Origin of the sequence: Rouxiella silvae (assembly GCF_002093625.1) — a bacterium.
GTDB lineage: Bacteria > Pseudomonadota > Gammaproteobacteria > Enterobacterales > Enterobacteriaceae > Rouxiella > Rouxiella silvae.
The window spans coordinates 132828-159169 of the sequence record NZ_MRWD01000001.1; the positions used below are offsets into that span (position 1 = coordinate 132828).

The window sequence follows — 26342 nt, forward strand, 5'->3', positions numbered from 1 at the left end:
TATGCTTATCCCCTGAAGTTTTAAATTTCTTTAATTGCAGGAGACTTTCCTGCGAGAGAAAAAAATCAAAAACACCGGAGGGATTCATGAAACAAACCGTCGCGGCATTTATCGCAAAAACATTCGAAGAAGCAGGCATAAAAAGAATTTGGGGTGTAACTGGCGATTCGCTGAACGGCCTCAGTGACAGCCTTAATCGCATGGGCACCATCGAGTGGATCGGCACCCGTCATGAAGAGGTTGCCGCCTTCGCCGCCGGTGCTGAAGCGCAAATCACCGGTAAGTTAGCGGTGTGCGCCGGCTCTTGCGGACCCGGTAACCTGCACCTAATCAACGGCCTGTTTGACTGCCATCGCAACCGCGTGCCGGTCGTCGCCATCGCCGCGCATATCCCTTCCAGCGAAATTGGTAGTGGATATTTTCAGGAAACACACCCCACCGAGTTGTTCCGCGAGTGTAGTCATTACTGCGAGATGATAAGCAATCCTGAACAGCTTCCACAGGTGCTGGCCATTGCGATGCGTAAAGCCATTCTCAACAAGGGCGTGTCAGTTATCGTTCTGCCCGGTGATGTTGCGCTAAAACCGGCACCGGAAAATGCTGTCACAACCTGGTATCAGCCGCTGCTGCCTGTAGTACAACCTGCACTTTCTGAAATTGAAAAACTCGCCAAACTGTTGAACGACTCGTCCAACATTACGCTGATGTGCGGCAGCGGCTGCGCCGGTGCTCATCAGGAAGTGGTAAAACTGGCCGAAACGCTGAAAGCGCCGGTGGTTCATGCGCTGCGTGGAAAAGAACACATTGAGTGGGATAATCCTTACGATGTCGGAATGACCGGCCTGATTGGCTTCTCGTCGGGCTATCACGCCATGATGAATGCCGACACATTGATCCTGCTGGGTACGCAGTTCCCGTATCGCGCGTTTTACCCAACCGATGCAAAAATCATTCAAATTGACATTAATCCAGGCAGCATCGGCTCGCACTGCCACGTAGATATGGCGCTGGTCGGCGATGTCAAAGCGACACTTGGCGCACTGTTGCCAGGCCTGATAGCGAAAACCGACGCCAGCTTCCTTGATAAGGCCCTTAAACACTATCGCGAGGCGCGCAAAGGTCTGGATGATCTGGCAACGTTAAACGACAAACAGGCTATTCATCCGCAGTATCTGGCTAAACAAATCAGTAAATTCGCCGATGAGGATGCTATTTTCACCTGCGACGTCGGTACGCCAACCGTCTGGGCCTGTCGTTACCTGGAAATGAATGGTAAACGTCGACTGCTCGGTTCGTTTAACCACGGATCGATGGCCAACGCCATGCCGCAGGCTATTGGCGCACAGGCTATCGACCGAGGCCGACAGGTTGTGGCAATGTGCGGTGACGGCGGCTTTGCCATGTTAATGGGCGATTTTTTGTCGATTGCGCAACATAAACTGCCCATTAAATTGGTCATCTTCAACAACAGCGTGCTGGGATTTGTCGCGATGGAAATGAAAGCCGGAGGGTATTTAACCGATGGCACCGAGCTGAAAAACCCCGACTTTGCGGCAATTGCCGAAGCCACCGGAATCAAAGGTATTCGGGTGGAGAAAGCCTCCGACGTTGACGCCGCGCTGCAGGAGGCCTTCGCTCACGACGGACCGGTGCTGATAGACGTGATAACCGCCAAGGAAGAGCTTGCCATGCCGCCGCAGATTAAAGCTGAGCAGGCCAAAGGCTTTAGCCTGTACATGCTGCGCGCCATTATCAACGGTCGCGGTGACGAAGTCGTTGAATTAGCTAAAACCAACTGGCTGCGTTAAGGAAAGCGCTCTGCATTTTGCCAGATTATGGGTATATAGTGGTAAACCCTTTCCCGTGGGTGCGAATTTCGCCCTGCGGGAAACGGCAATACATTACGGTAACCTGTTTCAGGCCAATAGTGAGAGGAAGCAACGTTGATCGATTTACGCAGTGACACCGTTACGCGCCCGAGTGAGGCTATGCGTCAAGCCATGTATCAGGCCGAAGTAGGTGATGATGTATACGGCGATGACCCCACAGTTAACGCATTACAGGCAATGGCCTGCGAGCTTACAGGCAAAGAAGCCGCCCTGTTTTTCCCGACCGGTACCCAGGCTAATCTGGTTGCCCTGCTCTCTCACTGCCAGCGCGGTGATGAGTACATCGTCGGCCAAAAAGCCCATAACTATATGTATGAGGCCGGAGGGGCAGCAGTATTAGGCAGCATTCAGCCCCAACCGCTGGACATGGCAGACGACGGCTCTATCCCGCTTGAAAAAGTCGCCGCCGCCATTAAGCCTGATGATATTCACTTTGCCCGCACCCGATTGTTGAGTCTCGAAAACACGCACAGCGGAAAAGTATTGCCCATTGCGTATTTGAAGCAGGCCTTTGAATTTACGCGTGAAAAAAATCTCTCACTGCACATAGACGGGGCCCGCATTCTCAATGCCGCCGTTGCGCTCGAGATTCCTTTAAGCGACATCACCCGCTATTGCGATACCCTGACTATTTGCCTCTCGAAAGGTCTGGGAGCGCCCGTGGGTTCACTGCTGTGTGGTAGCAAAGCGTTTATTCAGCACGCCAACCGCTGGAGAAAAATGACCGGTGGCGGCATGCGCCAGTCAGGTATTCTCGCAGCAGCGGGAATTTATGCGTTAGAAAACAACGTTCAACGCCTCAAAGAAGATCACGACAACGCCGCTTGGCTTGAACAACAGCTGCGGGACATTGGCCTCGATATCGTCGAACCGGGTGCGCAAACCAATATACTGTACGTTCGTCAATCCTCTGAGCTGGCATCAAAACTTGGCCCATGGATGCGCCAACACGGTGTGCTGATAGGCTCAGGCCCGCTGACCCGCCTCATTACGCACATCAATTTAAGCCGTCAGGATTTAGAAAAAGTTGTCAGCCTGTGGCAACAATTTTTGCGTAATCCGGGTTAATTCACTGTCCGCAGTCTTGTAAGAGAGCGCGGACATTGCTCTCCGTCTGCGGGCAAATTCTTGTCACTTTGAACGAGCAAAATGGAAGATGCCTACACTTAACGCAGAGACGCGAGTCGTCGTTCTCGGCGCCAGCGGCTACATTGGTCGACATTTAACGGACTACCTTAACCGGCAGGGCTATCAGGTTACCGCCGCCGCAAGGCGCAGAGACTGGCTGGTTGCACAAAAATGGCCCGGTGTTCGCTGCTGTTTTGCCGATGTCTATCATAACGCCAGTTTGCGCGACGCCTTTGACGGCGCCGAGGTGCTGTTTTATCTGGTCCACGCGGTAAGCGAGGACGATGATCTGTTCGAGAAGGAGCGTCAGGCAGCTCAAAATGTACTGTTGGCCCTAAAAGATTCATCAATAAAGCAGATTATTTATCTGGGGGCGATGCAGCCGGAAAATCCTACCTCCACGCATTTACAGGCGAGAAAGCTTACTGGCGATCTTTTTCGCATGGGAAATATACCGGTCATTGAAGTGCGCGCAGGCATGGTGATTGGCCCTGGTTCTGCGGCCTTCGAGGTAATGCGCGACATGGTATATAATCTCAAGGTGCTCACTCCCCCATCATGGGTGAGAAAACACTCGGCTCCGATCGCGCTGCCGGATCTGTTGCATTATCTCGGCGGATTGATTGGCTGTCCCTCTCCTCGTCATTTGATCTTTGATGCCACTGGCCCGGAATACCTGAGTTACCGTCAGCTGATGGAGCGTTTTATTGCGCTCAGTGGCCGACGTCGTTGGCTGTTTCCGATCCCCTTACCTACACAGCTTATCTCCGTTCTGTTTCTCAGCCTGCTTACGTCTGTTCCTTCCCAGTTAGTCAAAGCGCTGATTCAAGGACTAAAACAGGATTTGCCCGCCAATGGCAAGACGCTTCAGGAACTGCTGCCTCAACGGCTGACGTCGATTGACGACGCCATTAATCAGACGCTGGCGCAGGAAGCGGAGCAGGTACTGAACTCTCCAGAATGGGCCAACGATGCCGATGCTCATCTGCGCTGGCGTGAGGACTATGCCTTTTACCCCAAGCAGGCAGGATTTAGGCTCGAAACCTCGGCCTCCATCAAGGCTTTGTGGCTGGTGATTAATCAACTGGGCGGAGAAGAGGGATTCTTTTATGCTCCCGCGCTTTGGCGTCTTCGAGGCAGAATAGACAGGCTATTGGGTCATAAAACACCCACCGGACGTCCGGCTAAGCCGCTGTTGGCAGTGGGAGATAAAGTCGATAGCTGGAAAGTTATTAATATCGTTCCCGGTAAAACTCTGTCACTCCTGTTTGGCATGAAGGCTCCCGGGTTGGGTCGGCTCACGTTTACACTCAAGGACCACGGCGAAAGGCGCAGTCTGGACATTACTGCATGGTGGCATCCCGCCGGTGCTCGCGGCCTTTTGTACTGGTTCAGTATGATGCCTGCACACCTTTTTGTCTTTCGCGGCATGGCAAAACGGATTGCCAGTTTGGCGCGACAAAAAGATCGGCGGGGTCACTAAAAAAGCAGCCGGTTATTTTGCAGGCAAACGCACTGAGAGTGTCACAAGTTCTCCCGTTTCCCATTGCATAGCATTTAATTTCAAGAAAGAATGGCCGCCTATTTGCCCAAGCTTACGTTAGGGGCTTCGGCAACGACAATTTTTACGGAATTCGGATGCATATGAAGGTATTGGTTACCGGCGCAACCAGTGGTCCAGGCCGCAACGCAGTGGAATATCTGTGTAAAAAAGGCATAAAAGTCAGGGCGACGGGTCGCAATGCGGCAATGGGCCCTCTGCTGGAAAAACTGGGGGCGGAATTTATTCATGCCGATCTGACCAATCTGGTTTCCGCCCAGGCGAAAGTGCTGCTGGCCGACGTTGATACCCTTTGGCACTGCTCTGGGCTAAGTGCACCCTGGGGCAGTGAGCAGGATTTTCAACTCGCCAACGTACGCGCCACGCGTCGCCTCGGCGAATGGGCCGCCGCCTACGGCGTAGAGAACTTTATCCACCTATCTTCTCCGGCGATTTATTTCGACTTCCACCATCATCGTAATATTAAAGAAGAGTTTCGTCCTGCGCGCTTTGCCAACCAGTTTGCCCGCAGCAAAGCCGCCGCCGAGCAGGTCATCACAACTCTTGCCCTCTCTAATCCGCAAACGCATTTTACTATTTTACGCCCGCAGGGGATTTTTGGACCACACGACAACGTGCTGTTGCCAAGACTATTGCAGATGATTAAGTACGGCACGCTAATGCTGCCGCGGGGTGGTGATGCACTGGTTGATATGACCTTCGTTGAAAACGTTGCCCATGCCATGTGGCTGGCAACTGAGAGTCAGAGTCACGAGTCTGGCAGAGCCTATAACATCACGAATATGCAGCCACGCCCGCTGAAATCGCTGATTGCACAGCTGATGGACGGTCTGGACGTTAAGTATCGCATCCGATCCGTGCCTTATCCGCTGCTGGATATGATGGCGCGCGGCATGGAAAAATTGGGCCGCAAGCAGCACCGCGAGCCGATGCTGACTCACTACAGCGTAGCCAAGCTTAATTTTGACGTCACCCTTGATACGCAGCGTGCCGAAACAGAGCTGGGCTACCGTCCCATCGTCTCACTCGACGAAGGCATCCGTCGCACCGCCGTTTGGCTAAAAGACCATGGAAAACTGCAACAGCAGCAAGGCATTGTCGGCCATCCTAACTAATCAGCTGACGACGGATACTGTTGTAATAACGCATCGACGATGGCTTCGCTCTCGGCATCTGCATTTCCCTGATAATCACTCTGCCTGAAGTGCATTTGAAATGCCCTGATCACGCGACGCTGCTGACGTGGCGTCATATCCGCACTCACCGGATATCCGTATCGCGCCAACTTACTGAGCAATAAAGCACTTTCGACCGGCTGATGCGGGTCACGCCCGTGTAAAAAAGCTTTCACTCGCCACGCCTGCGGCCAGGCACCTACGCCGTTCTCTGCCAACGCCTGCCAGGGAAACAGCGGCCCCGGATCTTCCTTGCGCTGAGGGGCAATATCGCTGTGCGCGACAACGTTCTGCGGTGCTAACTGATAGCGTTTTACAATGTCTTTACTGAGCGACGTCAGCAACGCGATTTGCTCGGGCGGAAAAGGATAAAATCGCTGCGCCAACAGCCGTTGTGAATAGCCTTTATTTTCCAGTTCTATCCCGATGGACGTGTCGTTAAGATTGGTTCTGCCCCGCCATCCGCTGGCACCTGCATGCCAGGCCCTCATGGATTCGGGAACCAACTGCCAGGCAACAGGCTGACCGTTAACGTGCGGAGGCCGCGCCGGAATCAGATAATGGGCACTCACGTGCTCATCAGTCAGTGTATTCAGGGCGCTGTGGAAATCTTCGGCGGTATAGTGAATCACCAAAAAACGTATGCGCTGATCGGCCCCCTGCGCCTGCCGAGTCGTTTCAAGCACATAATTATGCTGACCCGCCTTAGGTAGTGATGTTTGGCAACCCACCAGCATCAATAGCCCTGCCAGAATCAACGTAGCCTGACAACGTTGTAGAAAAATCATGTTATTGCCCTTCCCTGAGTGAGCACGTATTTCATCTTTAGAAGTGTAACCGGTCATGCAACATTAGAAATCGGATTTATACTTATGATGACTGTAAATGGAATGTTTGCTGGAAAACCTTTATGCATACGTCAAGGATTACAATGAAAAAGAGACTGATAACCCCCATTTTACCGCTGTTACTGGCTCTCGGCGGCTGTACCCAGGTAACGCCCGCCTATCAGGATATTGGTAGCAGAAACGCCCCCTGCATCGATGGAGGTCCCGATGCCGTTGCGCAGCAGTTCTACGATTACCGCATCAGCAAACACCAGAGCGGATTCCCTACCACCAGCCAGTTGTCGGAATATCGCCCCTATCTGAGCAACGATTTGTATCAGGCGCTGCTTAACGCACAGCATGAACCTAAAATTGACGTGGCTGCCACGCCAAATGAGAAATCGGGTCAAACTACCGGCGACGTTTTCTCAAGCCTGTTCCAAGGCCCCACCTCGGTAAAGGTCGCGAGTGCATCCACTATTCCGAATACCGATGCGCGGAACATTCCGCTGCGGGTGAGCATGGTTAACGACAGCAATAAAGGCCAGCAGGCCACGTGGAAAGATGAAGTATTAATGACGCGACAGGGCCACTGCTGGGCGATAGACGACGTGCGCTACATGGCGAACCTCGACTTTGCCTCCAGCGGCAGTTTGCGTCAGGTGTTAGAAAAAAATCGCGAAAAATGAGCGAAAACGTGTAGACCTGCAACACCTCATTAACGCTATCTTATGCTAAGTTTAGGGATCAGGCCGCACACAAATAAATTTTAACCCGTCATTGTTGCATAACTATGCTACAGGGGTTACCCTCTGCGGCATTAATGGCTATTCAGTATTTGCGCATGAGTATTCAACTAAACAGTATTAACTGCTTCTACGGTGCCCATCAGGCACTCTTTGACATCCAGCTTGACTGTCAGGCGGGTGAAACACTGGTGCTGCTCGGACCGAGCGGTGCAGGTAAAAGTTCGCTTCTGCGGGTGTTGAACCTGTTGGAAATGCCGCGTTCTGGCACTTTGCACATCGCTGGTAATCAATTCGACTTCCAAAAGAAGCCGGATGAAAAGGCTGTCCGCGAGCTGCGTCAAAACGTCGGCATGGTATTCCAACAGTACAACCTTTGGCCGCATCGTACTGTACTCGACAACCTGCTCGAGGCACCCTGCCGCGTGTTGGGTTTAAGCAAAGAGGCCGCCATGGCGCGCGCTGAAAAATTGCTGACCCGCCTGCGTCTGACTGACTTTGCCAAACGTTTTCCGCTGCATCTTTCCGGTGGACAGCAACAGCGCGTGGCCATTGCTCGTGCGCTGATGATGGAGCCTCAGGTTCTGCTGTTTGACGAACCCACTGCGGCGCTTGACCCGGAAATCACCGCTCAAATCGTCAGCATTATTCGTGAGCTTGCCGATACTGGGATTACCCAGGTTATCGTCACCCACGAAGTTGAAGTGGCACGTAAAACGGCGACCCGCGTGGTCTACATGGAAAATGGCCGCATCGTTGAGCAAGGTGATGCCAACTGTTTCGCGCAGCCGCAAACCCGTGAGTTTGCCAGCTATTTATCACATTGATTGGCCTTTAATCTCTATCATGGAGTTTCAAATGAAAAAGTTTTTAGTTGCGGCTATTTTGGCCGGTGTCAGCTTGTCCGCCAGCGCGGCAGAAACCATTCGTTTCGCAACCGAAGCAGGTTATGCACCGTTTGAATTTGTAGGTGCAGACAACAAAATCCAGGGCTTCGATATCGACTTGGCCAACGCAATGTGTAAAGAGATGCAGGCAACCTGTACCTTCACCAACCAGTCTTTCGACAGCCTGATCCCAAGCCTTAAATTCCGTCGCATTGACGCCGTTATCTCAGGCATGGACATTACTGCCGAGCGTTTGAAGCAGGTTTCCTTCACCAATGCTTACTACGATAACTCCGCTATCTTCTTTGCGCAGAAAGGTAAATTCACCGATCTCGCGTCACTCAAAGGTAAGCGCGTCGGCATTCAGAACGGCACCACCCACCAGAAATACCTGATGGACAAGCACGCTGAAATCACTGCTGTTCCTTACGACAGCTATCAAAATGCGGTGTTGGATCTGAAAAACGGCCGCCTTGACGCCGTATTCGGCGATACCGCCGTGGTTCAGGAGTTTCTAAAACAAAATCCAAGCTTGGGCACTGTCGGCGATAAAATTACCGATCAAAGCTACTTCGGCTCCGGTCTGGGCATCGCCGTTCGTCAGAATAATACCGAGCTGTTGGGTAAAATGAACGATGCGCTGGCGAAAGTCAGGCAGGATGGAACTTACAAAACGCTGTATACCAAATGGTTCCAGCAGTAATCTGACTATCGATGATTGAACTTCAACCTCTGCTAAGCGCCGCCGGCATGACCGTCGGCCTTGCCATCTGTGCTCTGATACTCGGCCTGTTTTTGGCGATGCTGTTTGCGGTATGGGAGTCTTCTCCCTGGAAACCGCTCAGCTGGCTGGGAACAGCCTGGGTGACGATTTTGCGCGGACTGCCTGAAATTCTGGTGGTGCTGTTTATCTATTTCGGTTCGTCGCAACTGCTATTAACCCTGTCCGACGGATTTAGTATTAACCTCGGTTTTTTCCAGATCCCGGTTAAGTTGCCGATTGATAATTTCGAAATCAGCCCGTTTGTCTGTGGCGTAATAGCACTGTCACTGCTGTATTCGGCCTACGCCTCGCAGACGCTGCGCGGTGCACTCAAGGCCGTACCCCACGGTCAATGGGAGTCGGGTCAGGCACTGGGCATGCGAAAAGTCGCGATTTTCTTCCGACTGATTATGCCGCAGATGTGGCGTCATGCCCTTCCGGGCTTGGGCAACCAATGGCTGGTATTGTTAAAAGACACCGCGCTGGTGTCACTTATCAGCGTTAACGACCTGATGCTGCAAACCAAGAGCATTGCCACCCGCACTCAGGAGCCATTCACTTGGTATATGACTGCGGCAGGCATTTATCTGGTCGTCACCCTGTTTAGCCAGTTCGTCATAAAACGCATCGAACTCCGCACCACCCGCTTTGAACGGAGCGCTTCCTGATGTGGGAATATTTGCCTGAAGTTTTAAAAGGCCTGCACACCAGTCTGACGCTAACCGTGGGTGCGCTGATTGTTGCACTGCTGCTGTCGGTGTTATTTACCGTGATACTGACGCTGAAAGTACCCGTGCTCAACGCAGTGGTTCGCGGCTACATCACGCTGTTTACCGGTACGCCACTGCTGGTACAAATCTTTCTACTTTACTACGGTCCGGGGCAATTCCCTTCGATTCGCGAGATCCCTTGGCTGTGGGAAATGCTTTCACAGCCGTGGTTGTGTGCAATGTTTGCCCTCGCACTGAACAGTGCCGCGTACACCACCCAACTGTTTACCGGCGCGGTCAGAGCTATTCCTCGGGGCCAGTGGGAATCATGTGAATCACTGGGCATGTCGAAAAAACAATCTCTGCGGATCCTGCTGCCCTTTGCGTTTAAACGTGCGCTGTCGTCTTATTCCAACGAAGTGGTGCTGGTATTTAAAAGCACTTCACTGGCGTACACCATCACCCTGATGGATGTTATGGGACACAGCCAGTTGATGTATGGTCGTACTTACGACGTGATGGTATTTGGCGCTGCTGGGGTGGTTTATCTGTGTGTCAACGGCCTGCTAACACTAATGATGCGCCTGATCGAGCGACGCGCACTGGCGTTTGAACGTCGGAACTAGGCACCCACGGTGATAGAAAACCCTATTAAGTGAGTTATTGATGATAGAAGGCGGCAGAAATGCCGCCTTCTATCATTGATGCACCTAGCTACGCGACCGGTGAGCCGCGAGGTGACTGCTTTGATTTACTGATTGCGTGCAACTATCCCCGCAATTATCGCTTTGAGTTCCAATACCCCCTGCTCACGAGTGATGTCACCTGAAACAACCGCATTTGAAATTGAATCAGCAGCGCCAAGCATCGCCCATAAACTCGGTAAAAATATGCCCTTTTCATTCACAAAAGAGGCAAACCATTTCTGAATTTTTTCAATAAAATCAATTTGATAATTTCTTTTCACTTCAGCCAACTCTGGTGAACCGCCCAGAGCAGACAAAACGTCGGGTATTTCACGCCCCTGTGTCATGACGCAGTCGACATAGCAGGCAGCAATAACCGCGGCTTTGGCATTAACACTGTTTTCAGCTGCATCCATAGCCACAGTAATAATCGCGTTTTGCCGAATATCAAAATCTTCATACAAAGCCGCCAATAATCCGTGACGCGTAGTGAAATGGTCATAAACGACAGGTTTGCTGACACCCGCTTCTTCGCCAACCCGCGCAAGCGTAAGTGCATCACTGCCTTCGAGCCGAACAATCCGCCACGCGGTTTCCAGCAACTGACTGCGCCTCGCCTCACGTGATAAACGACGTTTTGGAGCATCATGGGTGTGAGAGATCATGCCATTGCCTTCTCGGCAAAAAGCTGCTGACCCACTCGGTTTGCCGCGCGGTAATGTGAATAGGGATAATCAGCGTCGGAAGGCAGCAGCAGTTCGCTGGTTATTACCGGCGCGCCGCAATAACCAAAAATACCATGGTCGATCTGCGTCTTCATGCTGCCAAAATAACCGTGACGAACATAGGTACGCTGGTCGGCCCCGCCAAGCGCAATGAGATGGACAGGTAGATTTCCAAGGTGCTTCACCAATTTGCCATCAGCGTCGTCATAGGCCCACCCTTGAGTAAAAACGCGATCTATCCAGCCCTTCAACTGAGCCGGGAAGGACCACCAGTATATTGGATAGACAAGCACAAGGGCATCGGCCCGATCGAGACGAGCCTGTTCGGCCATGACGTCATCGGGCAATGTTGACAGACCTTTAAACTGATTAAAGTCAGTGGCGTTGAAACGTGGATCAAACCCCTCCGCTGCCAGGTCGGCGTATTCGTAGGTATGGGCATGACCGGCTGACTCAATACCTTTTGCTACCTCTGCAGCAACAGCATGAGTGTGAGATTTTGAGTCAGGATGAGTATAAGTGATAAGTGCATGCATAAAAGCGTACCTCATTTATAATTAACTTACTAAAGGTAACTTACTATTAGTAGCTTATCAAGCATACATTTATCGTGCACTCTACTCAGCTAAGTCGAACAACCATCCGGCCTAATCACAGTTCCCCAACGCTTATTGCATTGATTTCATAAATTAAGTGATAAACATCACACTAAATTGCGTAAAACCCCCTTAGAATGGTCTGCCAAAATGTTACCAAGGATGTCTCCATGCATACCCGTTTCATCGACGCTTTCGCCGGCCTGCCCGCTTCACTGCAATCTGCCCTAGAGCCGATACTCAGCCATGATGACTTCCCCGCCATGTTCACGGCAGAACAGGTTGGCCAACTCAAGTCTACAACCCGTCTGGACGATGCCGCACTGGCCTTTGCCCTTCTGCCTTTAGCCGCCGCCTGTTCTTTAACGCCAATTTCACACTTTCACGTTGGCGCCGTTGCGCGCGGCGTCAGTGGTAACCTTTATTTTGGCGCAAACATGGAGTTTAGCGGCGCATCAATGCAGCAAACGGTGCACGCCGAGCAGTCTGCCGTCACGCACGCCTGGATGCGTGGTGAGCCGAGGCTGGCATCGATTACCGTCAATTACACGCCCTGCGGCCACTGCCGACAGTTTATGAACGAGCTCAACAGCGGCACCGAGCTGGCGATCCACCTACCAGAGAGAGCCGTCGCCAGCCTAGGTGACTACCTCCCTTACTCCTTTGGTCCGCGCGACCTCGAAATCGAAACTCTGTTGATGGACAAAGTCGATCACGGCTATCACATTGAGAGTCAAGACGCGTTGGCGCTACAGGCTCTGGATGCCTGCAACCAAAGTCACGCCCCCTACAGCCAGTCTCACAGCGGCATTGCCCTCGAAAGCGCCAGCGGAAAAGTGTTCACCGGTCGCTATGCGGAAAATGCTGCCTTTAACCCGAGTTTGCCTCCGTTGCAGGCTGCTTTAGTGGTGTTAAATCTTGCGGGTGAAGACTGCCTTAAAATCCGCCGTGCCGTGCTGATTGAACGTCCCCATCCACTGGTCAGCCAGTTTGATGCTACTCGCGCCACCCTTGCCGCACTGGATTGCCACTCGTTAGTGCATATCCAGCTCTAAGCCGCACGACACGTCGCATTATAAAAAAGGGCCATCGTCGAATGGCCCTCTCTTTTATTCTCTTCATCAACATTTAATCAACATAGACCCCCATTCATCGTGAAAAAATTGAGTTGCGCCTTTCACCTCTGCTAAAGTCTTTGGGTCACACAAGTCATTAAAAATCGATGTGACAAACGCGCTATATTCATTTGCCTTTCCTGCCTTTTCCGAGACCTAAAGAGTAAATCAATGGAACTTGAATACGAAAGTAAACGTCCGCTTTATATTCCGCACGCAGGCCCGATCCTGCTTGAATTCCCGTTGTTAAACAAAGGCAGCGCCTTTAGCCAGGAAGAACGCGCCAACTTCAACCTGCACGGCCTGTTGCCAGAAACGGTTGAAAGCATTGAAGAACAGGCCGCTCGCGCCTACCGTCAGTTCCAAGACTTCAAAACCGACATCGATAAACATATTTATCTGCGCAATATTCAGGACACCAACGAAACCCTGTTTTATCGTCTTATCGACGAGCATTTGAGTGAAATGATGCCGGTTATCTACACCCCAACCGTGGGTGAAGCCTGCGAGCATTTCTCCGAGATTTACCGTCGCGCTCGCGGCCTGTTCATCTCTTATCCAAATCGTGAACACATTGACGACATGCTGCAGAACGCCACCAAGCAGCATGTTAAAGTGATTGTCGTTACTGACGGCGAACGCATTCTTGGCCTCGGCGACCAAGGCATCGGCGGGATGGGCATTCCTATCGGCAAGCTGTCGCTGTACACCGCCTGTGGTGGAATCAGCCCGGCTTATACCCTTCCCGTGGTGCTGGACGCAGGTACCAACAATCCGCAGTTGCTCAATGACCCGCTGTACATGGGTTGGCGTCATCCGCGTATTACCGGCGATGAGTATTACGCCTTTGTCGACCAGTTTATTGAAGCAGTAAAAGTGCGTTTCCCTAACGTGCTGTTGCAATTTGAAGACTTTGCGCAGAAAAATGCCATGCCGCTGCTCAATCGCTACCGTGAAGAGTTGTGCTGCTTTAATGACGATATTCAGGGTACCGCCTCAGTTACCGTCGGCAGCCTGATTGCCGCTAGCCGCGCTGCGGGCAGCCGCCTGCGTGATCAGACTGTCACCTTCCTCGGTGCAGGTTCTGCGGGCTGCGGCATTGCCGAACAAATTATTGCGCAGATGAAATCTGAAGGCCTGAGTGAAGAAGAAGCGCGCGCGCACATCTTTATGGTTGACCGATTTGGCCTGTTGACCGACAAGCTGACCAATTTGCTCGATTTCCAAAACCAACTGGTGCAAAAAAGCGAGGCCTTGCAGAGTTGGGACGTCGACAGCGATAACATTTCTCTGCTTGAAGTCGTGCGTCACGCTAAACCTACCGTGCTTATCGGCGTATCGGGCCAGCCAGGCCTGTTTACCGAAGAAATCATTCGTGAGATGCACAAGCACTGTGAACGTCCGATCGTTATGCCATTAACTAACCCAACGTCACGCGTTGAGGCCCATCCAGCCGATATTATCAGCTGGACCGACGGTGCTGCGCTGGTGGCAACCGGCAGCCCGTTTGCTCCGGTTAGCTATAAAGATAAGGTGTACCCAATTGCCCAGTGCAACAACTCCTACATCTTCCCGGGAATTGGCTTGGCGGTCATCGCCTCAGGCGCCAAACAGGTGACCGACGGCATGCTGATGGCAGCCAGCCGTGCACTCGCCGACTGCTCTCCGCTGGCAACCGACGGCAATGGCTCACTGCTGCCGGATGTTAACGACATTCAAGGCGTGTCTAAGTGCATCGCGATGGAAGTCGGTAAAGCGGCACAGATTGAAGGCGTTGCGCAGGTCACCACCGAAGATGCCCTGTCGAAGGCGATTGAGCACAACTTCTGGGCACCGCAGTACCGTAGCTATAAGCGCACTTCTTTCTAAGCAGCTCGTTAAGCCCGGAAAATTAAGAAACACATTCTGAGAGTTTGCCGCTGTAGCCCACCGGACTATAGTAACAAACTCTCAGGATCCGCTTAAAAAGAGAGCAAGCGCCGCTGATTAAGCTTGCGCTTATTGCGTCAGTCCGGCAGGTAAAGTAGCCTTGAACCTCCTGCATTTTTATTTCGACTCAAAGGCAATATCATGATTAAGCGGCTAATAGTGAGCTTTATCAGCATTTTTGTATTAATGCTGGGTATCGCTATTGGGCTTGACCGCTGGATTAGCTGGAAAACGCAAGATTACATCTACGATGAGGTGCAGGAGTTGCCGCATCGGCAGGTTGGCGTGGTGCTGGGCACCGCCAAGTATTATCGCACCGGCGTTATCAATCAGTATTATCTCTACCGCATTCAAGGGGCGATAAACGCCTACAACAGCGGTAAGGTGAAGTATCTGCTGCTTAGCGGTGATAACGCGCTGCAAAGCTACAACGAACCGATGACCATGCGCCGCGATCTAATGGCCGCCGGCATCCCCTCTAGCGATATCGTGCTCGACTATGCCGGTTTCCGCACGCTGGACTCGATTGTACGCACGCGAAAAGTTTTCGATACCAACGATTTTCTGATTATCACTCAGCGCTTTCACTGCGAGCGTGCACTGTTTATTGCGCTTCACATGGGCATTCAAGCACAGTGTTTTGCGGTTCCATCGCCAAAAGATATGCTCACCGTACGCGTGCGTGAAATATTTGCTCGCCTCGGCGCACTCAATGACTTATATATTCTCAATCGCCAGCCTCGCTTCCTGGGCCCGCTGATCCCTATTCCTGCGGTACATCGCGTTTCTGACGATGCGCAGAGCTATCCCGCCGTCACGCCAGAACAGGTCGTCGCCCTTCAGCATACGTTAAAAGCTGAAAAGAAAGCCGCTGCCAAAAAAGCACAAACCGCCGAGGCAATACCCAAGCCTGATGTGCTTGAAAAACTTGACGACAGCGCCAAGCCAGACAACCCGATAAAAGACGTGACTCCGCCAAAAATGGTCAAATAGACTGCGAAAAAAAGCAGAGCACAAATCCTGTGCTCTGCTGTTAAAGGCTTCTGTTTTACCTTTCGTTCTAGGGAAAGCTACTGTTACTTTTTCTTGGCGTATTTCAATGAGTCGAGCGCCACGGCGAAGATAATAATCCCGCCCTTGATAATGTACTGCCAGTACGGGTTTACACCAATGTACGTCAGGCCATAGTTGATAACGGTAAAGATGAGTACACCGGTCACAACGCCCGCTACCGAGCCAACGCCGCCGGCAAACGATACGCCGCCGACTACGCAGGCCGCAATCGCGTCAAGCTCATACATAAATCCAAGGTTGTTTGTCGCACTGCCGATACGTCCCGCCTCGAGCATTCCGCCAAAGGCATAGAAAACGCCAGACAGGGCGTAAATCATAATCAGGTTCAACGGTACGTTAACACCTGACACACGTGCTGCTTCAGGATTGCCCCCGATGGCAAAAATGTTTTTACCAAAGCGCGTTTTGTTCCACAGAACCCAAACAAAACCAATGGCGATAATTGCGTAGAAGGTTATATAGGACAGCTTCAGGCCACCGAAGCTAATAAAGCCCTGCGCGAAATGCGAGAAATGAGAGTCAAATCCGGCAATCGGCGACGAGCCCACGTAGTCGTAATACAGTGAGTTAATACCGTAAACAATAATCATGGTGCCCAAGGTGGTAATAAATGGCGTCACATTGAGATAGGCGATAATAATACCGTTCACCAAACCAATGATTGCACCCACCAGACAAACTGCCAAAATAACCAGCGGAATAGGGACTACTTCAAGGTGCGGAAACACCTTATTGACGTTATCCATACCCTGTAGCATCGTTGCTGCGACCACGGCTGCTAAACCAACCTGACGCCCAGCTGACAAATCAGTACCTTGGGTAACAATGAGTCCCGCCACGCCAAGGGCGATAATGACGCGCACAGAAGACTGCGTAAGAATATTGCCCAAGTTAATCAAACTTAGGAACGTAGGATCCTGGAAAATAATAATTGCCAGTAACACAAACAGTACAACATAAATCCCGCCCTCTTTAAGATAAGTGAGCATGCTTTTCTTATTTAATGCATTCATAATAAGAACCCTTAGAAATTAGAGGTGCAAGGATGCAAGGCGTAAAATTTCATTCTGCGAAGTATTTTTTGTTTCAACAATACCCGCAACCTGTCCATTGCTCATAACCAGTATCCTGTCAGTAATACCCAATAACTCTGGCATTTCAGAAGAGATGATAATAATACCTTTCTCTTTCTTCGCCAGTTCGGCCATTAACTGATAGATTTCAAACTTTGCCCCAACGTCAATACCGCGTGTTGGTTCATCCAACATCAATATTTCAGGCTGAGTCAATAACCACCGACCGATAATTACCTTTTGCTGGTTACCGCCGGAAAGCGAACCAATGCTGGTTCTGTGCCCCGGCGTTTTAACACGCATAGAGTCAATTACCCACTGGGTATCGCTCTTCATACGGTTATTATCAAGCAGGCCGATTTTATTTTTATAGCTGCGAATATTTGAGATAAGCGAGTTAAAGCCGATATCTAGATAAGCATAAATACCGGTTGAACGACGCTCTTCTGTCACCAAGGCAAAGCCGTGGTTAATCGCCTCATTCGCGCTATGGTTGTTGATTTTTTTACCGTGCAGCTTGATGGTGCCGGAAAGTTTTTCACGGATACCAAATAGCGTTTCAACGATATCGGTACGCTTGGCGCCCACCAGGCCGGCGATACCGAGAATTTCACCCTTGTGCAAATCAAAAGAGATATCGCGAATAGAAGGCTGACGCAAAGACGTCAGGCCCTGCACCTCAAGAATAACCTCACCCGGTTTGTTCAAGCGGTCAGGGAAACGCTGGCTCAGAGAACGACCAACCATCATGGATATAATTTTATCCATGTCTAGCCCTTCAAGAGACTGGCTAACAATCCACTGACCGTCTCGTAAAATAGTAATCTCGTCACAAAGCTGGAAAATCTCTTCCATCTTGTGGGAAATATAGACAATGCCGCAACCGCGATCTTTCAACTTACGAATAATAGTGAACAGGTGATTAACTTCTTTCTCGGTTAAAGAAGAAGTAGGTTCATCCATAATCACAATTTTAGCGTTATAAGAGAATGCCTTGGCAATTTCAATCATCTGCATTTGAGAAACAGATAATTTACCGACTTTTTCACGCGGATCGATATCGATATCAAGCTCATCAAAAATAGCTTTGGTGTCTTGATACATTTTGTCCTGATCGACAAAAAAACCTTTCGTTGGATAACGTCCCAACCACATGTTATCCATTACAGTACGTTGTAACACCAGGTTTAACTCCTGGTGAACCATCGATACGCCCTGCTCCAATGCCTCTTTCGAACTTTTAAAATTAACTTCCTTGCCCTCAAAAAGAATGGTCCCTGAGTCCTTACTGTAAATACCAAACAGGCATTTTAATAATGTAGATTTACCCGCGCCGTTTTCACCCATCAGTGCATGAATAGAGTGTGGACGAACTTTTAAATTTACATTGTCTAACGCCTTTACGCCCGGAAATGACTTATTAATGCCACTCATTTCCAGCAGCCACTCGCGGGGCTGTTCCGTATTAAGATCGGCCATAGCGCTACCTAATTAAATGAAAATCCGGCTAAAGATTAAAATCGCCGGTCAGAAAACTGACCGGCTGACCTAAGCGACATAACGCAAAGTATTTTGACTAATTTCTTTAGAAACTTGCTTAAAACATGCCACTGCTTTTAGCTTCTTAGCCCATTAACTTATTTTTCTAAACAAACGTCTTATAAAACATCAAGGTCAAAAAAGTGTTGGCTGCAATATTACTGGCTCACTTCAAAATTCACGTTATTGATGCTGTGACAACACGCGCCATTACAGCCTCAAGTACAATGATTTTTTTATTTTACGAACTGAGATAAGTTATCTTTATCAACAGGTTGGTATGGAACACGTACCACTTTGTCGACAAGTTTCCATTTTGTACCGTCGGCAGCAGGTTTGCCTTCTGCCAAGTTTTTGGCCAGGTCGAAGGTGGCTTTTGCCTGGTTTTCAGCATCGTTAAGTACTGTACCGGCCATTGCGCCTGATTTAACCAACGCCAGAGCCTCTGGCAGGGCATCAATACCAAATACTGGGATGCTGGTTTTGCTGTGTGCTTTCAATGCTTCAACCGCGCCCATTGCCATAGCGTCGTTGTTGGCGATCACCACTTCAATTTTATTGGCATTAGGTCCAGAGAACCATGCGTCAGTTTTATCTTTTGCCTGAGCAGTGTCCCACATGGCAGTATCGAGCTGCAGCTGCTGGGTTTTAATGCCTTCTTCATTTAACGTTTTGATAACGTAAGTAGTACGCGCTTCAGCATCTGGATGACCCGGTTCGCCTTTAAGCAGGACGTACTGAATGACACCGTCTTTATTCAGGTCCCAAGATGGGTTGGCTTTCCAGTGTTTAGCGATCAACTGGCCCTGAATAACGCCAGACTCTTTAGAGTCGGTGCCTACGTAATACACTTTATCGTAGCTGTCCAAAGCCTTGCGGGAAGGTTCTTTGTTGAAAAATACCACCGGAATATTAGCACCGCGGGCTTTTTCAATAATCACTGGCGCAGCAGCTGGGTCAACCAGGTTAATAGCCAGCGCTTTCACACCTTTGGCAATCAACACGTCAACCTGGTCATTCTGCTTAGACTGGTCGTTCTGCGAGTCATTCATCAGCAGTTGAATATTGGGTGCAGCTTTAGCATCTTTCTCAAGATCTTTGCGCAGACCAGACATAAAGTTGTCATCGTATTTATAAATCGTGACGCCGATACGGGTATCAGCAGCATGAGCGGCAGCGCCAAACATCATGCAGGCAGCCAGAGTAGCCAGGGTGAAAGCCTTCTTATTCATTTGTATCTCCGGTTTATGTAGGGGGGTACAGAATTTGGCGTCCGCTTTTATCTTATAAATAGATTTGCTGGATACCTGCCATCCTTGACGAAGATCTTCCGGAATTGCTAACCATCACTTCAAATTCGTTTATTTATTGCTGTGATGTATCTTTGAAAATGATACAGACAGAATCATCCTGAAAACGAATGAATCATAATAGGTGCAATGTTAATAATCTGTGAAAGTTCTCACAGATTGGAAACGGTTACATCAGATTAAATTCTCAGGGAGTGACCGGTGCCACACTTTGCCAAGGTGCAACAGAATGACGCCGAACCAGCGTCGGCATAAAGCAGTGCGAAACCCCCGGAGTGAGTTGATTTGCCGCCCCCTGCAAGGCTAATTCCGTCGCCAGCGTGGCCATCGAAATTATCGGATAACGCACGGTGGTTAACTTCGGACTGGTATAGCGAGCAATCGGAATATCGTCAAAACCAATCAGCGAAAAGTCATTTGGAACGCGAATTCCGTTTTCTTTCAACACGGCCAGCGCTCCCGCCGCCATTGAATCGTTATAGGCAAACACCGCGCTGAGATTAAGATTGCGCCCCAGCAGTTCGACCATGGCGGCTTCCCCACCCTGTAAATCCGGTGAACCCGAGGCGTGCCAACTTTCTGGCGGCAGTGTTTCTCCATGACGTGACTGCTGCATGGCGGAAAGATATCCCTGAAAACGCTGCTCTTCATCAGCAATTTTGTGGCTGGAGCCAATATACCCGATACGCTGGTGCCCTTGTGAAATCAACAACTTGGTCGCCACTTCGGCCCCAACGATGTTATTAAGCGAAACGCAGCGATGTTCGTAACCGGTTACGACACGATTGACCAACACCATACCCGGCACCTGGTCCATAAACAGCGCCAGCTCGGCATCGCCCAAAGCTTTTGCATGAACAATCAGGGCGTTACAGCGTTGGCGAATCAACACCTCAATCGCATGACGCTCTTTTTCAGCCTGGTGATAGCTATTGCCAATCAAGACATATTTGTTGTGCTGCTGCGCCACGGTGTCTACGGCTTTAACCAGCGCGCCAAAGAAAGGATCCGAGACGTCCATCACCACCACACCAATGGTGTCACTGCTTTGAGTTGCCAACGCCTGGGCATTGGCATTTGGCCGATACCCTAACGTTTTCACAGCGTTAAGCACGTGTTCACGCGCCTCTTTGCTGGCAATGGTCGGATTATTTAATACTCGAGAAACGGTAGCGACAGACACGCCGGCCAGCTTGGCGACATCACGAATGGTAACCATTGGCCGCCCCGCTGGTCGTTAACAGAGGCCGACGGCAGTAAGAAAGAGATAAACCCCGGGCAGATGAAATAAAGTCTAACGAAAGATGAAGTACAGTGAGCATACGGTTTTCCTGTTTTAGTTTGACGATCGGCTTACTCTGCACGACCGCTATCCTAAACGCTTTGACGAGAAACCAGCGTGAATCTCGTCACAGCTCAGAAAACGTTTACATACAATTTTGCAACTTTTATCGCAGATTTACATAAAGCGTATCAATGGATGAGATTTCAGGCCTCACCGGCAGCTTTGGCGGTCAATTTACGCCACAGCCACTCCATCGGCCCCTGACGGAAATGGCGCAACCATAAAAGCGTGATGGCAAGATTAACAGCCCACACAGCAGGAACCAGAGCTACTAACTGTAACCGACTGAAATGTTGATAAAAACCGAGGGAATTGAAGAAAAAGGTGCAAACTAATGTTTGCAGCAGGTAGTTGGTTAACGCCATGCGGCCAACCTGAGACATCCAGATAACCCAGCGCTGTTTAACTAACTGGGGCCATAATCCGTAGCACAACGCCAGATAGCCCACCGCCTGCATCAGCGCGCCAATTTCCCGCGGTGCCTGTAGATAAAAACCGCTCCATCGATAGTCCCAACCGGTCTGCCAGGCAATAACCACGGCAGGAATTTGTATGATCCATGAAAGCGGTAACATCACTGCGGCCACGCCAAGATAATGGCGTACGTTGAACTGGCCTTTTAACCAGCCGCTGCGCATCAGACTCGCGCCCATCAGCATTGCCCCGCCTAGCTCCCAGCCATACTGCACGGCCACGGAAATCAGGCTCGACGACAGTAAATCCAAGCGATTGTTGATGGCTTCGACGCCACCTTTTAGTCGCCAAAACTGCTCGTACTGCAGTTCCGCAAAGTCAGGTTGCCAGAAGCTGTCAGGTTTAGCGGTTGAAATGAGACCAAGCATCATCAAGATGCCTACGCCAATCAGATACAACACCATGCCGGTGCGGAACAGTGATTGATTACTTTTGGCTTCACGCACCAGCCGCCAAAACACCAAGCCGATGAGTCCGTAGGCCAGCAAGATATCGCCGTCCCAGAAAAATACTGCATGAATAAGGCCGCAGAGCAGCAGCAGAGAGAGTCGTGACTGGATCCAGGCTTTGCCGCGCGGCAAGAGCATTTGCAGGCCAGCACCAAACAACATGGCGAACATCATCAAAAACTTGCCCTGCGCCAGGATGTCCAGCACTGCCCAGGTCCAGGCATCGGTGGCAGAGGGTTGTCCGGCATAGGCGGGATTGAGATAGGCAGCTTTAGGCAAGCCAAAAGCGCTGATATTGAGCAAAAGGATGCCGAAAATGGCAATACCACGGGCGAAGTCCAGCGCGGCAATACGTGGGCGCATTAATGACGTCCTGTTATGGGAAAGATCCATAGACTAACGGCACCCATAGGGTGCCGCAAGTGCTGAACTCAAATACCGATTTATCAACCTGTTACAGAGTAAATCAGTTATGACGAATGGTACGCAAGAATTCCTGGCGGGTATTTTGGCTGGTTTTGAACAGGCCGCCCAGCGAAGTGGTGGTCGTGGCGCTGGTGGCATCGCGAATGCCGCGCGCTTTCACACAGTAATGCACGGCATCAATTGAAACCGCGACATTGTTAGTCCCTAAGAGCGTTTGCAGCGCAATCAATATTTGCTGTGTCAGGCGCTCTTGCACCTGTGGACGCTGCGAGAAGAACTGCACAATGCGGTTGATTTTGGACAGGCCAATGACCGAATCTTTAGGGATGTAGGCCACCGTCGCCTTGCCGTCGATTGTGACAAAGTGGTGCTCACAGGTACTGGTCAGGGTGATATCACGCACCGATATCATCTCGTCTACTTTCATCTTGTTAGTGATGACGGTGATTTTCGGGAAGTTGGCGTAATCGAGACCGGAGAAAATTTCATCAACATACATTTTTGCAATGCGCGTTGGCGTTTCTGCCAGACTGTCATCGTTAAGATCAAGATTGAGCAGCTGCATAATACCGGTCATATGCTCTTTAATCCGCTGTTTACGCGTTGCAGCGTCCAGTGACGGCTCGTCCCGCAGCGGGGTTTCAAGACCACGGGCCAACAATGCCTCATGAACCAGTACAGCTTCTTTACTCAATGTCGCCATTCGCTTCTTCTCCAGCAGTTAATATCACTTTGATTTAGATCACACCAAAATGAGGTGGCTTACTGTAATTTACTCCGCCCGGAGAATCCAGTGATTGTCCTTCATGATGGGTGAAATAGCTGCAAGTTATCAATCACGCTTAATCACTAATGCGCCCGCGATAAAGAATCCGACCATGGCAAGATACAGAGCCGGATCCAGGCGATGCGTTAACGCGGTTGAAATCGAAGAAAGCAGCGGCCCCAGCAGTTGGCCGACTGCGTACCCAGTGGTCAATAATCCTGCCATATAGCGGCTGTGATTGGGTGCCAGTTCACGGCTGTAATGCAGGGTCAGTTGCACGACACACAGAAAACCGCCGCCGGTCAGCACCGCGCCAATAATCAGGCCATTAACACCCGGCACCACTTCAGCACAAAGTACGCCGCATCCCTGAAGGAAAAGAACAATCGCCAGCCGCTGGTGGGTTTTAAGACAGTGGCGCGTCATGATGCCGATGACAATTCCTACCATTGACGCTCCCCCAAAGACCGGCCACACAAACTGCGCAAACAGGCTATCGGGAAAGCGTGCGTTGGCCATCTGCGAGAAAAAAGTGGCAGGAAGAATGTATCCAAATCCCGCTAAACTGTAGCTCAGCACCAATCGCTTAAGCGCGGGCGACATCACCAATCGTTCACTAACAATATTGGCGCGATGCAGCTCCCCTTTGCGCGGAAGATTACGACTGATAAGAGCCACCAGTACCAACGCCAGCCCGCCATACACCAGCCAGGCTTGTGACGCATTTAGCGCAGTGCTGTGGACTCCCACCGCCAGCACCCCACTCAGGAAAATCCCCGCGCCGGGTCCGGCAAATACTGCCGCGCTCATCGCTGGGCGGCCGAGCTGTGCGAGGCGTTCATTACACCAGGCGGAGATGAGCACCATCGCCCAGGCGCTGGTCCAGCCGATAAAAAATCTGATCAGCGAATGCCACACTTCTCCAGTGACCGCGGCCGAAAGCAGGGTCAAAACCACGGCACCCCAGACCCCAAGCCACAGGCGGCGTTCAACGTGACGCGTGGCGCGCATGGCGTCAAAGGCACCAAACAGATAGCCAAGATAGTTGAAGGCGGCTACTACACCCGCCCCGGTCAAGGTGAACTGATGTTCAGCAATCATTAGCGGAAGCTGTGGGGTAAATGCAAATCGCCCAATACCCAGTGCTACCACGAAGGCTAAAAAGCCCGTCAGCGCTACACGAAATGCCATATCGACCCCACGCGATTCTCAATAAAGCAGGATAACCCTGCACCACGGCTTTGAATAAAAGCTTTAAATCATCATGGCGCAAAGATAGAATCACGAATAGTGAATAATACAAACAAACTTCATTACGATAAGAGAACAACCAATGGATCTCACCCAGCTTAAAATGTTTTGCTGCGTGGCCGAAACCGGTTCGGTCGCGCGTGCCGCTCAACAGCTTCACCGCGTTCCCTCTAATCTCACTACCCGCCTGCGTCAGCTTGAAGTCGAGCTGGGCACCGATCTGTTTATCCGAGAAAAGCAGCGTTTACGTTTGTCGGCGCTGGGGCATAATTTTCTTAGCTATGCGCAGCGCATTCTGGCATTGAGCGACGAGGCATTGGCGCTAAGCCACACCGGCGAACCCGCAGGACAATTTTCGCTTGGTGCGATGGAAAGCTCGGCCGCAACCCGCCTTCCCGGCCTGCTCGCCGCTTATCATCAGCGCTATCCGCAGGTTGCCCTATCATTAACTACCGCGACCTCCGGTGAAACTATCGCCAGCGTGCGCGCAGGGAGGCTGGCTGCGGGCATGGCAGACGGTCCGATAGAGTTTGATGACCTGACCGGCTGCGTGGCGTTTCACGAAAGAATGGTGATTATCTCTCCGCTGGGTGAAGCGCCGTTGATTACCCTGCCGGGAAGACCGGGGCACACAGTGTTTGCGTTTCGTCCCAGCTGCTCTTATCGTCAACGTTTAGAAAATTGGATGAAGCATGCGGGTTTGCAGGCCAATAACACCATGGAAATTCAGTCCTACCATTCCATGATGGCCTGCGTAGCCAGCGGAGCGGGTATTGCGATGCTGCCGCGCAGCCTGCTTGCTCAGCTACCCGGCGCAGAACGTATACAGGTTAATGAAATAGAAGACGAATTTGCCGATACGACGACCTGGCTTTTCTGGCGTCGTGATGCCTTTGGACCCAACGTGCGGGCATTAAAAGAGCTTATTTTGGCGCAAAACAGCCCACCGACTTTAATAAATTAAAGGAGCAACAGATGAGCACTTCGATAGAACTTCTGGAAGAACATCGGATGTTCGGCGGCTGGCAACAGCGCTACCGTCACTTCTCCAGCAGTTTGCAAAGTAGCACCACGTTCAGTATTTATTTGCCCCCGCCGCGTGATGATAATCCGCCACCGGTGGTTTATTGGCTGTCGGGACTGACCTGTAACGATGAAAACTTCACTACCAAAGCGGGGGCGCAGCGCATTGCTGCCGAGTTAGGGTTGGTCTTGGTGATACCGGATACCAGCCCTCGCGGTGAAGGCGTTGCCAACGATGAAGGCTATGATTTAGGTCAGGGTGCCAGTTTCTATCTCAATGCTACTCAGGCCCCGTGGGCTTCGCACTATCGCATGTACGATTACATCATCGACGAATTGCCTTTGCTGGTGCAGGAGCATTTCAACATTGGCCCGCGTCAGTCGATTATGGGCCACTCGATGGGCGGCCACGGTGCGCTAATGATGGCGCTGCGCAATCCGCAGCATTTCAGCTCCGCCTCGGCCTTTGCGCCGATCGTCAATCCTTGCCAGGTTCCTTGGGGACGTAAAGCGTTCGCCGCCTATTTGGGTGATGACGAAAGCCAATGGTTGCAATACGACAGCTGCCACCTGCTCAGCGCGTTACCCGCGGATCAGGCGACCTTCCCTATCTTGGTCGATCAGGGCGACAGCGATCAGTTCCTGGCCGATCAGCTTCAACCGGCTAAGCTGGCCGAACTTGCCCGCCAGCGCGGCTGGCCGTTGCAGCTACGCGTTCAACCCGGTTATGACCACAGCTATTTCACCATTGCGAGTTTTATTGAGGATCACTTGAGATTTCATGCGGAGCAACTGCATTTGAATTAACGGTGGGTGATCTTTTGCCGCTTCTCTCGATCTTTATCAGCAGAGAAGCGGCTATGTGAATCAAACAA

The 26342-nt window shown here is 51.0% G+C and carries 24 protein-coding genes; 14 read left to right on the forward strand and 10 right to left on the reverse strand.

Going from position 1 to position 26342, the window contains the following annotated elements; genetic code table 11:
- Window positions 1–86 precede the first annotated feature (86 nt).
- The 4 genes from poxB to BS639_RS00600 all read left to right on the forward strand — a co-directional run bounded on the left by poxB (window position 87) and on the right by BS639_RS00600 (window position 5693).
- Window positions 87–1808, forward strand: coding sequence for a ubiquinone-dependent pyruvate dehydrogenase (poxB, locus tag BS639_RS00585; protein ID WP_084981963.1), 1722 nt, complete (start codon window positions 87–89; stop codon window positions 1806–1808).
- Window positions 1809–1943: 135 nt separating this feature from the next.
- Window positions 1944–2957 (forward strand): low-specificity L-threonine aldolase, encoded by a 1014-nt coding sequence (gene ltaE / locus BS639_RS00590; protein ID WP_084981964.1) that lies wholly within the window; start codon window positions 1944–1946, stop codon window positions 2955–2957.
- An 88-nt stretch (window positions 2958–3045) separates the two neighbouring features.
- A complete protein-coding gene (locus tag BS639_RS00595; protein ID WP_084981965.1) occupies window positions 3046–4500 on the forward strand; it encodes a DUF2867 domain-containing protein in 1455 nt (484 codons plus the stop codon).
- Window positions 4501–4661: 161 nt separating this feature from the next.
- Window positions 4662–5693, forward strand: a complete 1032-nt coding sequence (locus tag BS639_RS00600) for an NAD-dependent epimerase/dehydratase family protein (RefSeq protein ID WP_055778259.1) — start codon at window positions 4662–4664, stop codon at window positions 5691–5693.
- Here BS639_RS00600 and BS639_RS00605 read toward each other — a convergent pair.
- Window positions 5690–6541: an N-acetylmuramoyl-L-alanine amidase gene (locus BS639_RS00605; protein ID WP_084981966.1), complete on the reverse strand. Its 852-nt coding sequence runs from the start codon at window positions 6539–6541 to the stop codon at window positions 5690–5692. The genes BS639_RS00600 and BS639_RS00605 overlap by 4 nt on opposite strands.
- Before the next feature lie 143 nt (window positions 6542–6684).
- Between BS639_RS00605 and BS639_RS00610 the strand changes: the two genes are divergently transcribed.
- The 5 genes from BS639_RS00610 to artM all read left to right on the forward strand — a co-directional run bounded on the left by BS639_RS00610 (window position 6685) and on the right by artM (window position 10312).
- The gene (locus tag BS639_RS00610) at window positions 6685–7269 is read left to right on the forward strand and encodes a lipoprotein (protein ID WP_055777853.1); all 585 of its coding nucleotides are present in this window, start codon (window positions 6685–6687) and stop codon (window positions 7267–7269) included.
- Between the two features lie 155 nt (window positions 7270–7424).
- Window positions 7425–8153, forward strand: a complete 729-nt coding sequence (gene artP, locus BS639_RS00615; RefSeq protein WP_139804019.1) for an arginine ABC transporter ATP-binding protein ArtP — start codon at window positions 7425–7427, stop codon at window positions 8151–8153.
- 31 nt (window positions 8154–8184) lie between these two features.
- The gene (gene artJ, locus BS639_RS00620; protein ID WP_055777847.1) at window positions 8185–8916 is read left to right on the forward strand and encodes an arginine ABC transporter substrate-binding protein; all 732 of its coding nucleotides are present in this window, start codon (window positions 8185–8187) and stop codon (window positions 8914–8916) included.
- A gap of 11 nt (window positions 8917–8927) precedes the next feature.
- Window positions 8928–9644, forward strand: a complete 717-nt coding sequence (gene artQ, locus BS639_RS00625; RefSeq protein WP_055777843.1) for an arginine ABC transporter permease ArtQ — start codon at window positions 8928–8930, stop codon at window positions 9642–9644.
- Complete coding sequence (gene artM / locus BS639_RS00630; protein WP_084981967.1) at window positions 9644–10312, forward strand: arginine ABC transporter permease ArtM; 669 nt, start codon at window positions 9644–9646, stop codon at window positions 10310–10312. The genes artQ and artM overlap by 1 nt, the downstream gene beginning before the upstream one ends.
- A 125-nt stretch (window positions 10313–10437) precedes the next feature.
- Here artM and BS639_RS00635 read toward each other — a convergent pair whose 3' ends face one another.
- Together BS639_RS00635 and BS639_RS00640 are read right to left on the reverse strand one after the other, a co-directional pair.
- A complete protein-coding gene (locus tag BS639_RS00635; protein ID WP_084981968.1) occupies window positions 10438–11037 on the reverse strand; it encodes a TetR/AcrR family transcriptional regulator in 600 nt (199 codons plus the stop codon).
- Window positions 11034–11633, reverse strand: a complete 600-nt coding sequence (locus BS639_RS00640) for an NAD(P)H-dependent oxidoreductase (RefSeq protein WP_084981969.1) — start codon at window positions 11631–11633, stop codon at window positions 11034–11036. Before BS639_RS00640 ends, BS639_RS00635 begins: the two co-directional genes overlap by 4 nt.
- Before the next feature lie 230 nt (window positions 11634–11863).
- On the opposite strand from BS639_RS00640, the gene cdd reads away from it, so the two are divergent.
- The 3 genes from cdd (at window position 11864) to sanA (ending at window position 15730) form a co-directional block, all read left to right on the forward strand.
- Window positions 11864–12748 carry a cytidine deaminase gene (gene cdd / locus BS639_RS00645; RefSeq protein ID WP_055777824.1) on the forward strand — a complete coding sequence of 295 codons (885 nt, stop codon included), beginning with the start codon at window positions 11864–11866 and terminating at the stop codon, window positions 12746–12748.
- 231 nt (window positions 12749–12979) lie between these two features.
- Window positions 12980–14677 (forward strand): NAD-dependent malic enzyme, encoded by a 1698-nt coding sequence (locus BS639_RS00650; RefSeq protein WP_084981970.1) that lies wholly within the window; start codon window positions 12980–12982, stop codon window positions 14675–14677.
- Between the two features lie 201 nt (window positions 14678–14878).
- The gene (gene sanA / locus BS639_RS00655) at window positions 14879–15730 is read left to right on the forward strand and encodes an outer membrane permeability protein SanA (protein WP_055777817.1); all 852 of its coding nucleotides are present in this window, start codon (window positions 14879–14881) and stop codon (window positions 15728–15730) included.
- An 83-nt stretch (window positions 15731–15813) separates the two neighbouring features.
- On the opposite strand, the gene mglC is transcribed toward sanA, so the two are convergent.
- The 7 genes from mglC to BS639_RS00690 all read right to left on the reverse strand — a co-directional run bounded on the left by mglC (window position 15814) and on the right by BS639_RS00690 (window position 24384).
- Window positions 15814–16824 (reverse strand): galactose/methyl galactoside ABC transporter permease MglC, encoded by a 1011-nt coding sequence (mglC, locus tag BS639_RS00660; protein WP_055777815.1) that lies wholly within the window; start codon window positions 16822–16824, stop codon window positions 15814–15816.
- 18 nt (window positions 16825–16842) lie between these two features.
- On the reverse strand, window positions 16843–18363 hold the full coding sequence (mglA, locus tag BS639_RS00665) for a galactose/methyl galactoside ABC transporter ATP-binding protein MglA (RefSeq protein WP_084981971.1): 1521 nt from the start codon (window positions 18361–18363) through the stop codon (window positions 16843–16845).
- Between the two features lie 296 nt (window positions 18364–18659).
- Window positions 18660–19655: a galactose/glucose ABC transporter substrate-binding protein MglB gene (mglB, locus tag BS639_RS00670; protein WP_055777808.1), complete on the reverse strand. Its 996-nt coding sequence runs from the start codon at window positions 19653–19655 to the stop codon at window positions 18660–18662.
- A gap of 265 nt (window positions 19656–19920) precedes the next feature.
- On the reverse strand, window positions 19921–20952 hold the full coding sequence (gene galS / locus BS639_RS00675) for an HTH-type transcriptional regulator GalS (RefSeq protein ID WP_055777805.1): 1032 nt from the start codon (window positions 20950–20952) through the stop codon (window positions 19921–19923).
- A 269-nt stretch (window positions 20953–21221) separates the two neighbouring features.
- The gene (yeiB, locus tag BS639_RS00680) at window positions 21222–22364 is read right to left on the reverse strand and encodes a DUF418 domain-containing protein YeiB (RefSeq protein ID WP_084981972.1); all 1143 of its coding nucleotides are present in this window, start codon (window positions 22362–22364) and stop codon (window positions 21222–21224) included.
- Between the two features lie 103 nt (window positions 22365–22467).
- A complete protein-coding gene (folE, locus tag BS639_RS00685; protein WP_055777800.1) occupies window positions 22468–23130 on the reverse strand; it encodes a GTP cyclohydrolase I FolE in 663 nt (220 codons plus the stop codon).
- Window positions 23131–23259: 129 nt separating this feature from the next.
- The gene (locus BS639_RS00690) at window positions 23260–24384 is read right to left on the reverse strand and encodes a YbfB/YjiJ family MFS transporter (RefSeq protein WP_055777797.1); all 1125 of its coding nucleotides are present in this window, start codon (window positions 24382–24384) and stop codon (window positions 23260–23262) included.
- Between the two features lie 142 nt (window positions 24385–24526).
- Here BS639_RS00690 and ptrR point away from each other — a divergent pair, with 142 nt between their 5' ends.
- Both ptrR and fghA read left to right on the forward strand, forming a co-directional pair.
- The gene (ptrR, locus tag BS639_RS00695) at window positions 24527–25408 is read left to right on the forward strand and encodes a putrescine utilization regulator PtrR (RefSeq protein ID WP_055777795.1); all 882 of its coding nucleotides are present in this window, start codon (window positions 24527–24529) and stop codon (window positions 25406–25408) included.
- Window positions 25409–25419: 11 nt separating this feature from the next.
- The gene (gene fghA, locus BS639_RS00700; RefSeq protein ID WP_055777792.1) at window positions 25420–26274 is read left to right on the forward strand and encodes an S-formylglutathione hydrolase; all 855 of its coding nucleotides are present in this window, start codon (window positions 25420–25422) and stop codon (window positions 26272–26274) included.
- Window positions 26275–26342 lie beyond the last annotated feature (68 nt).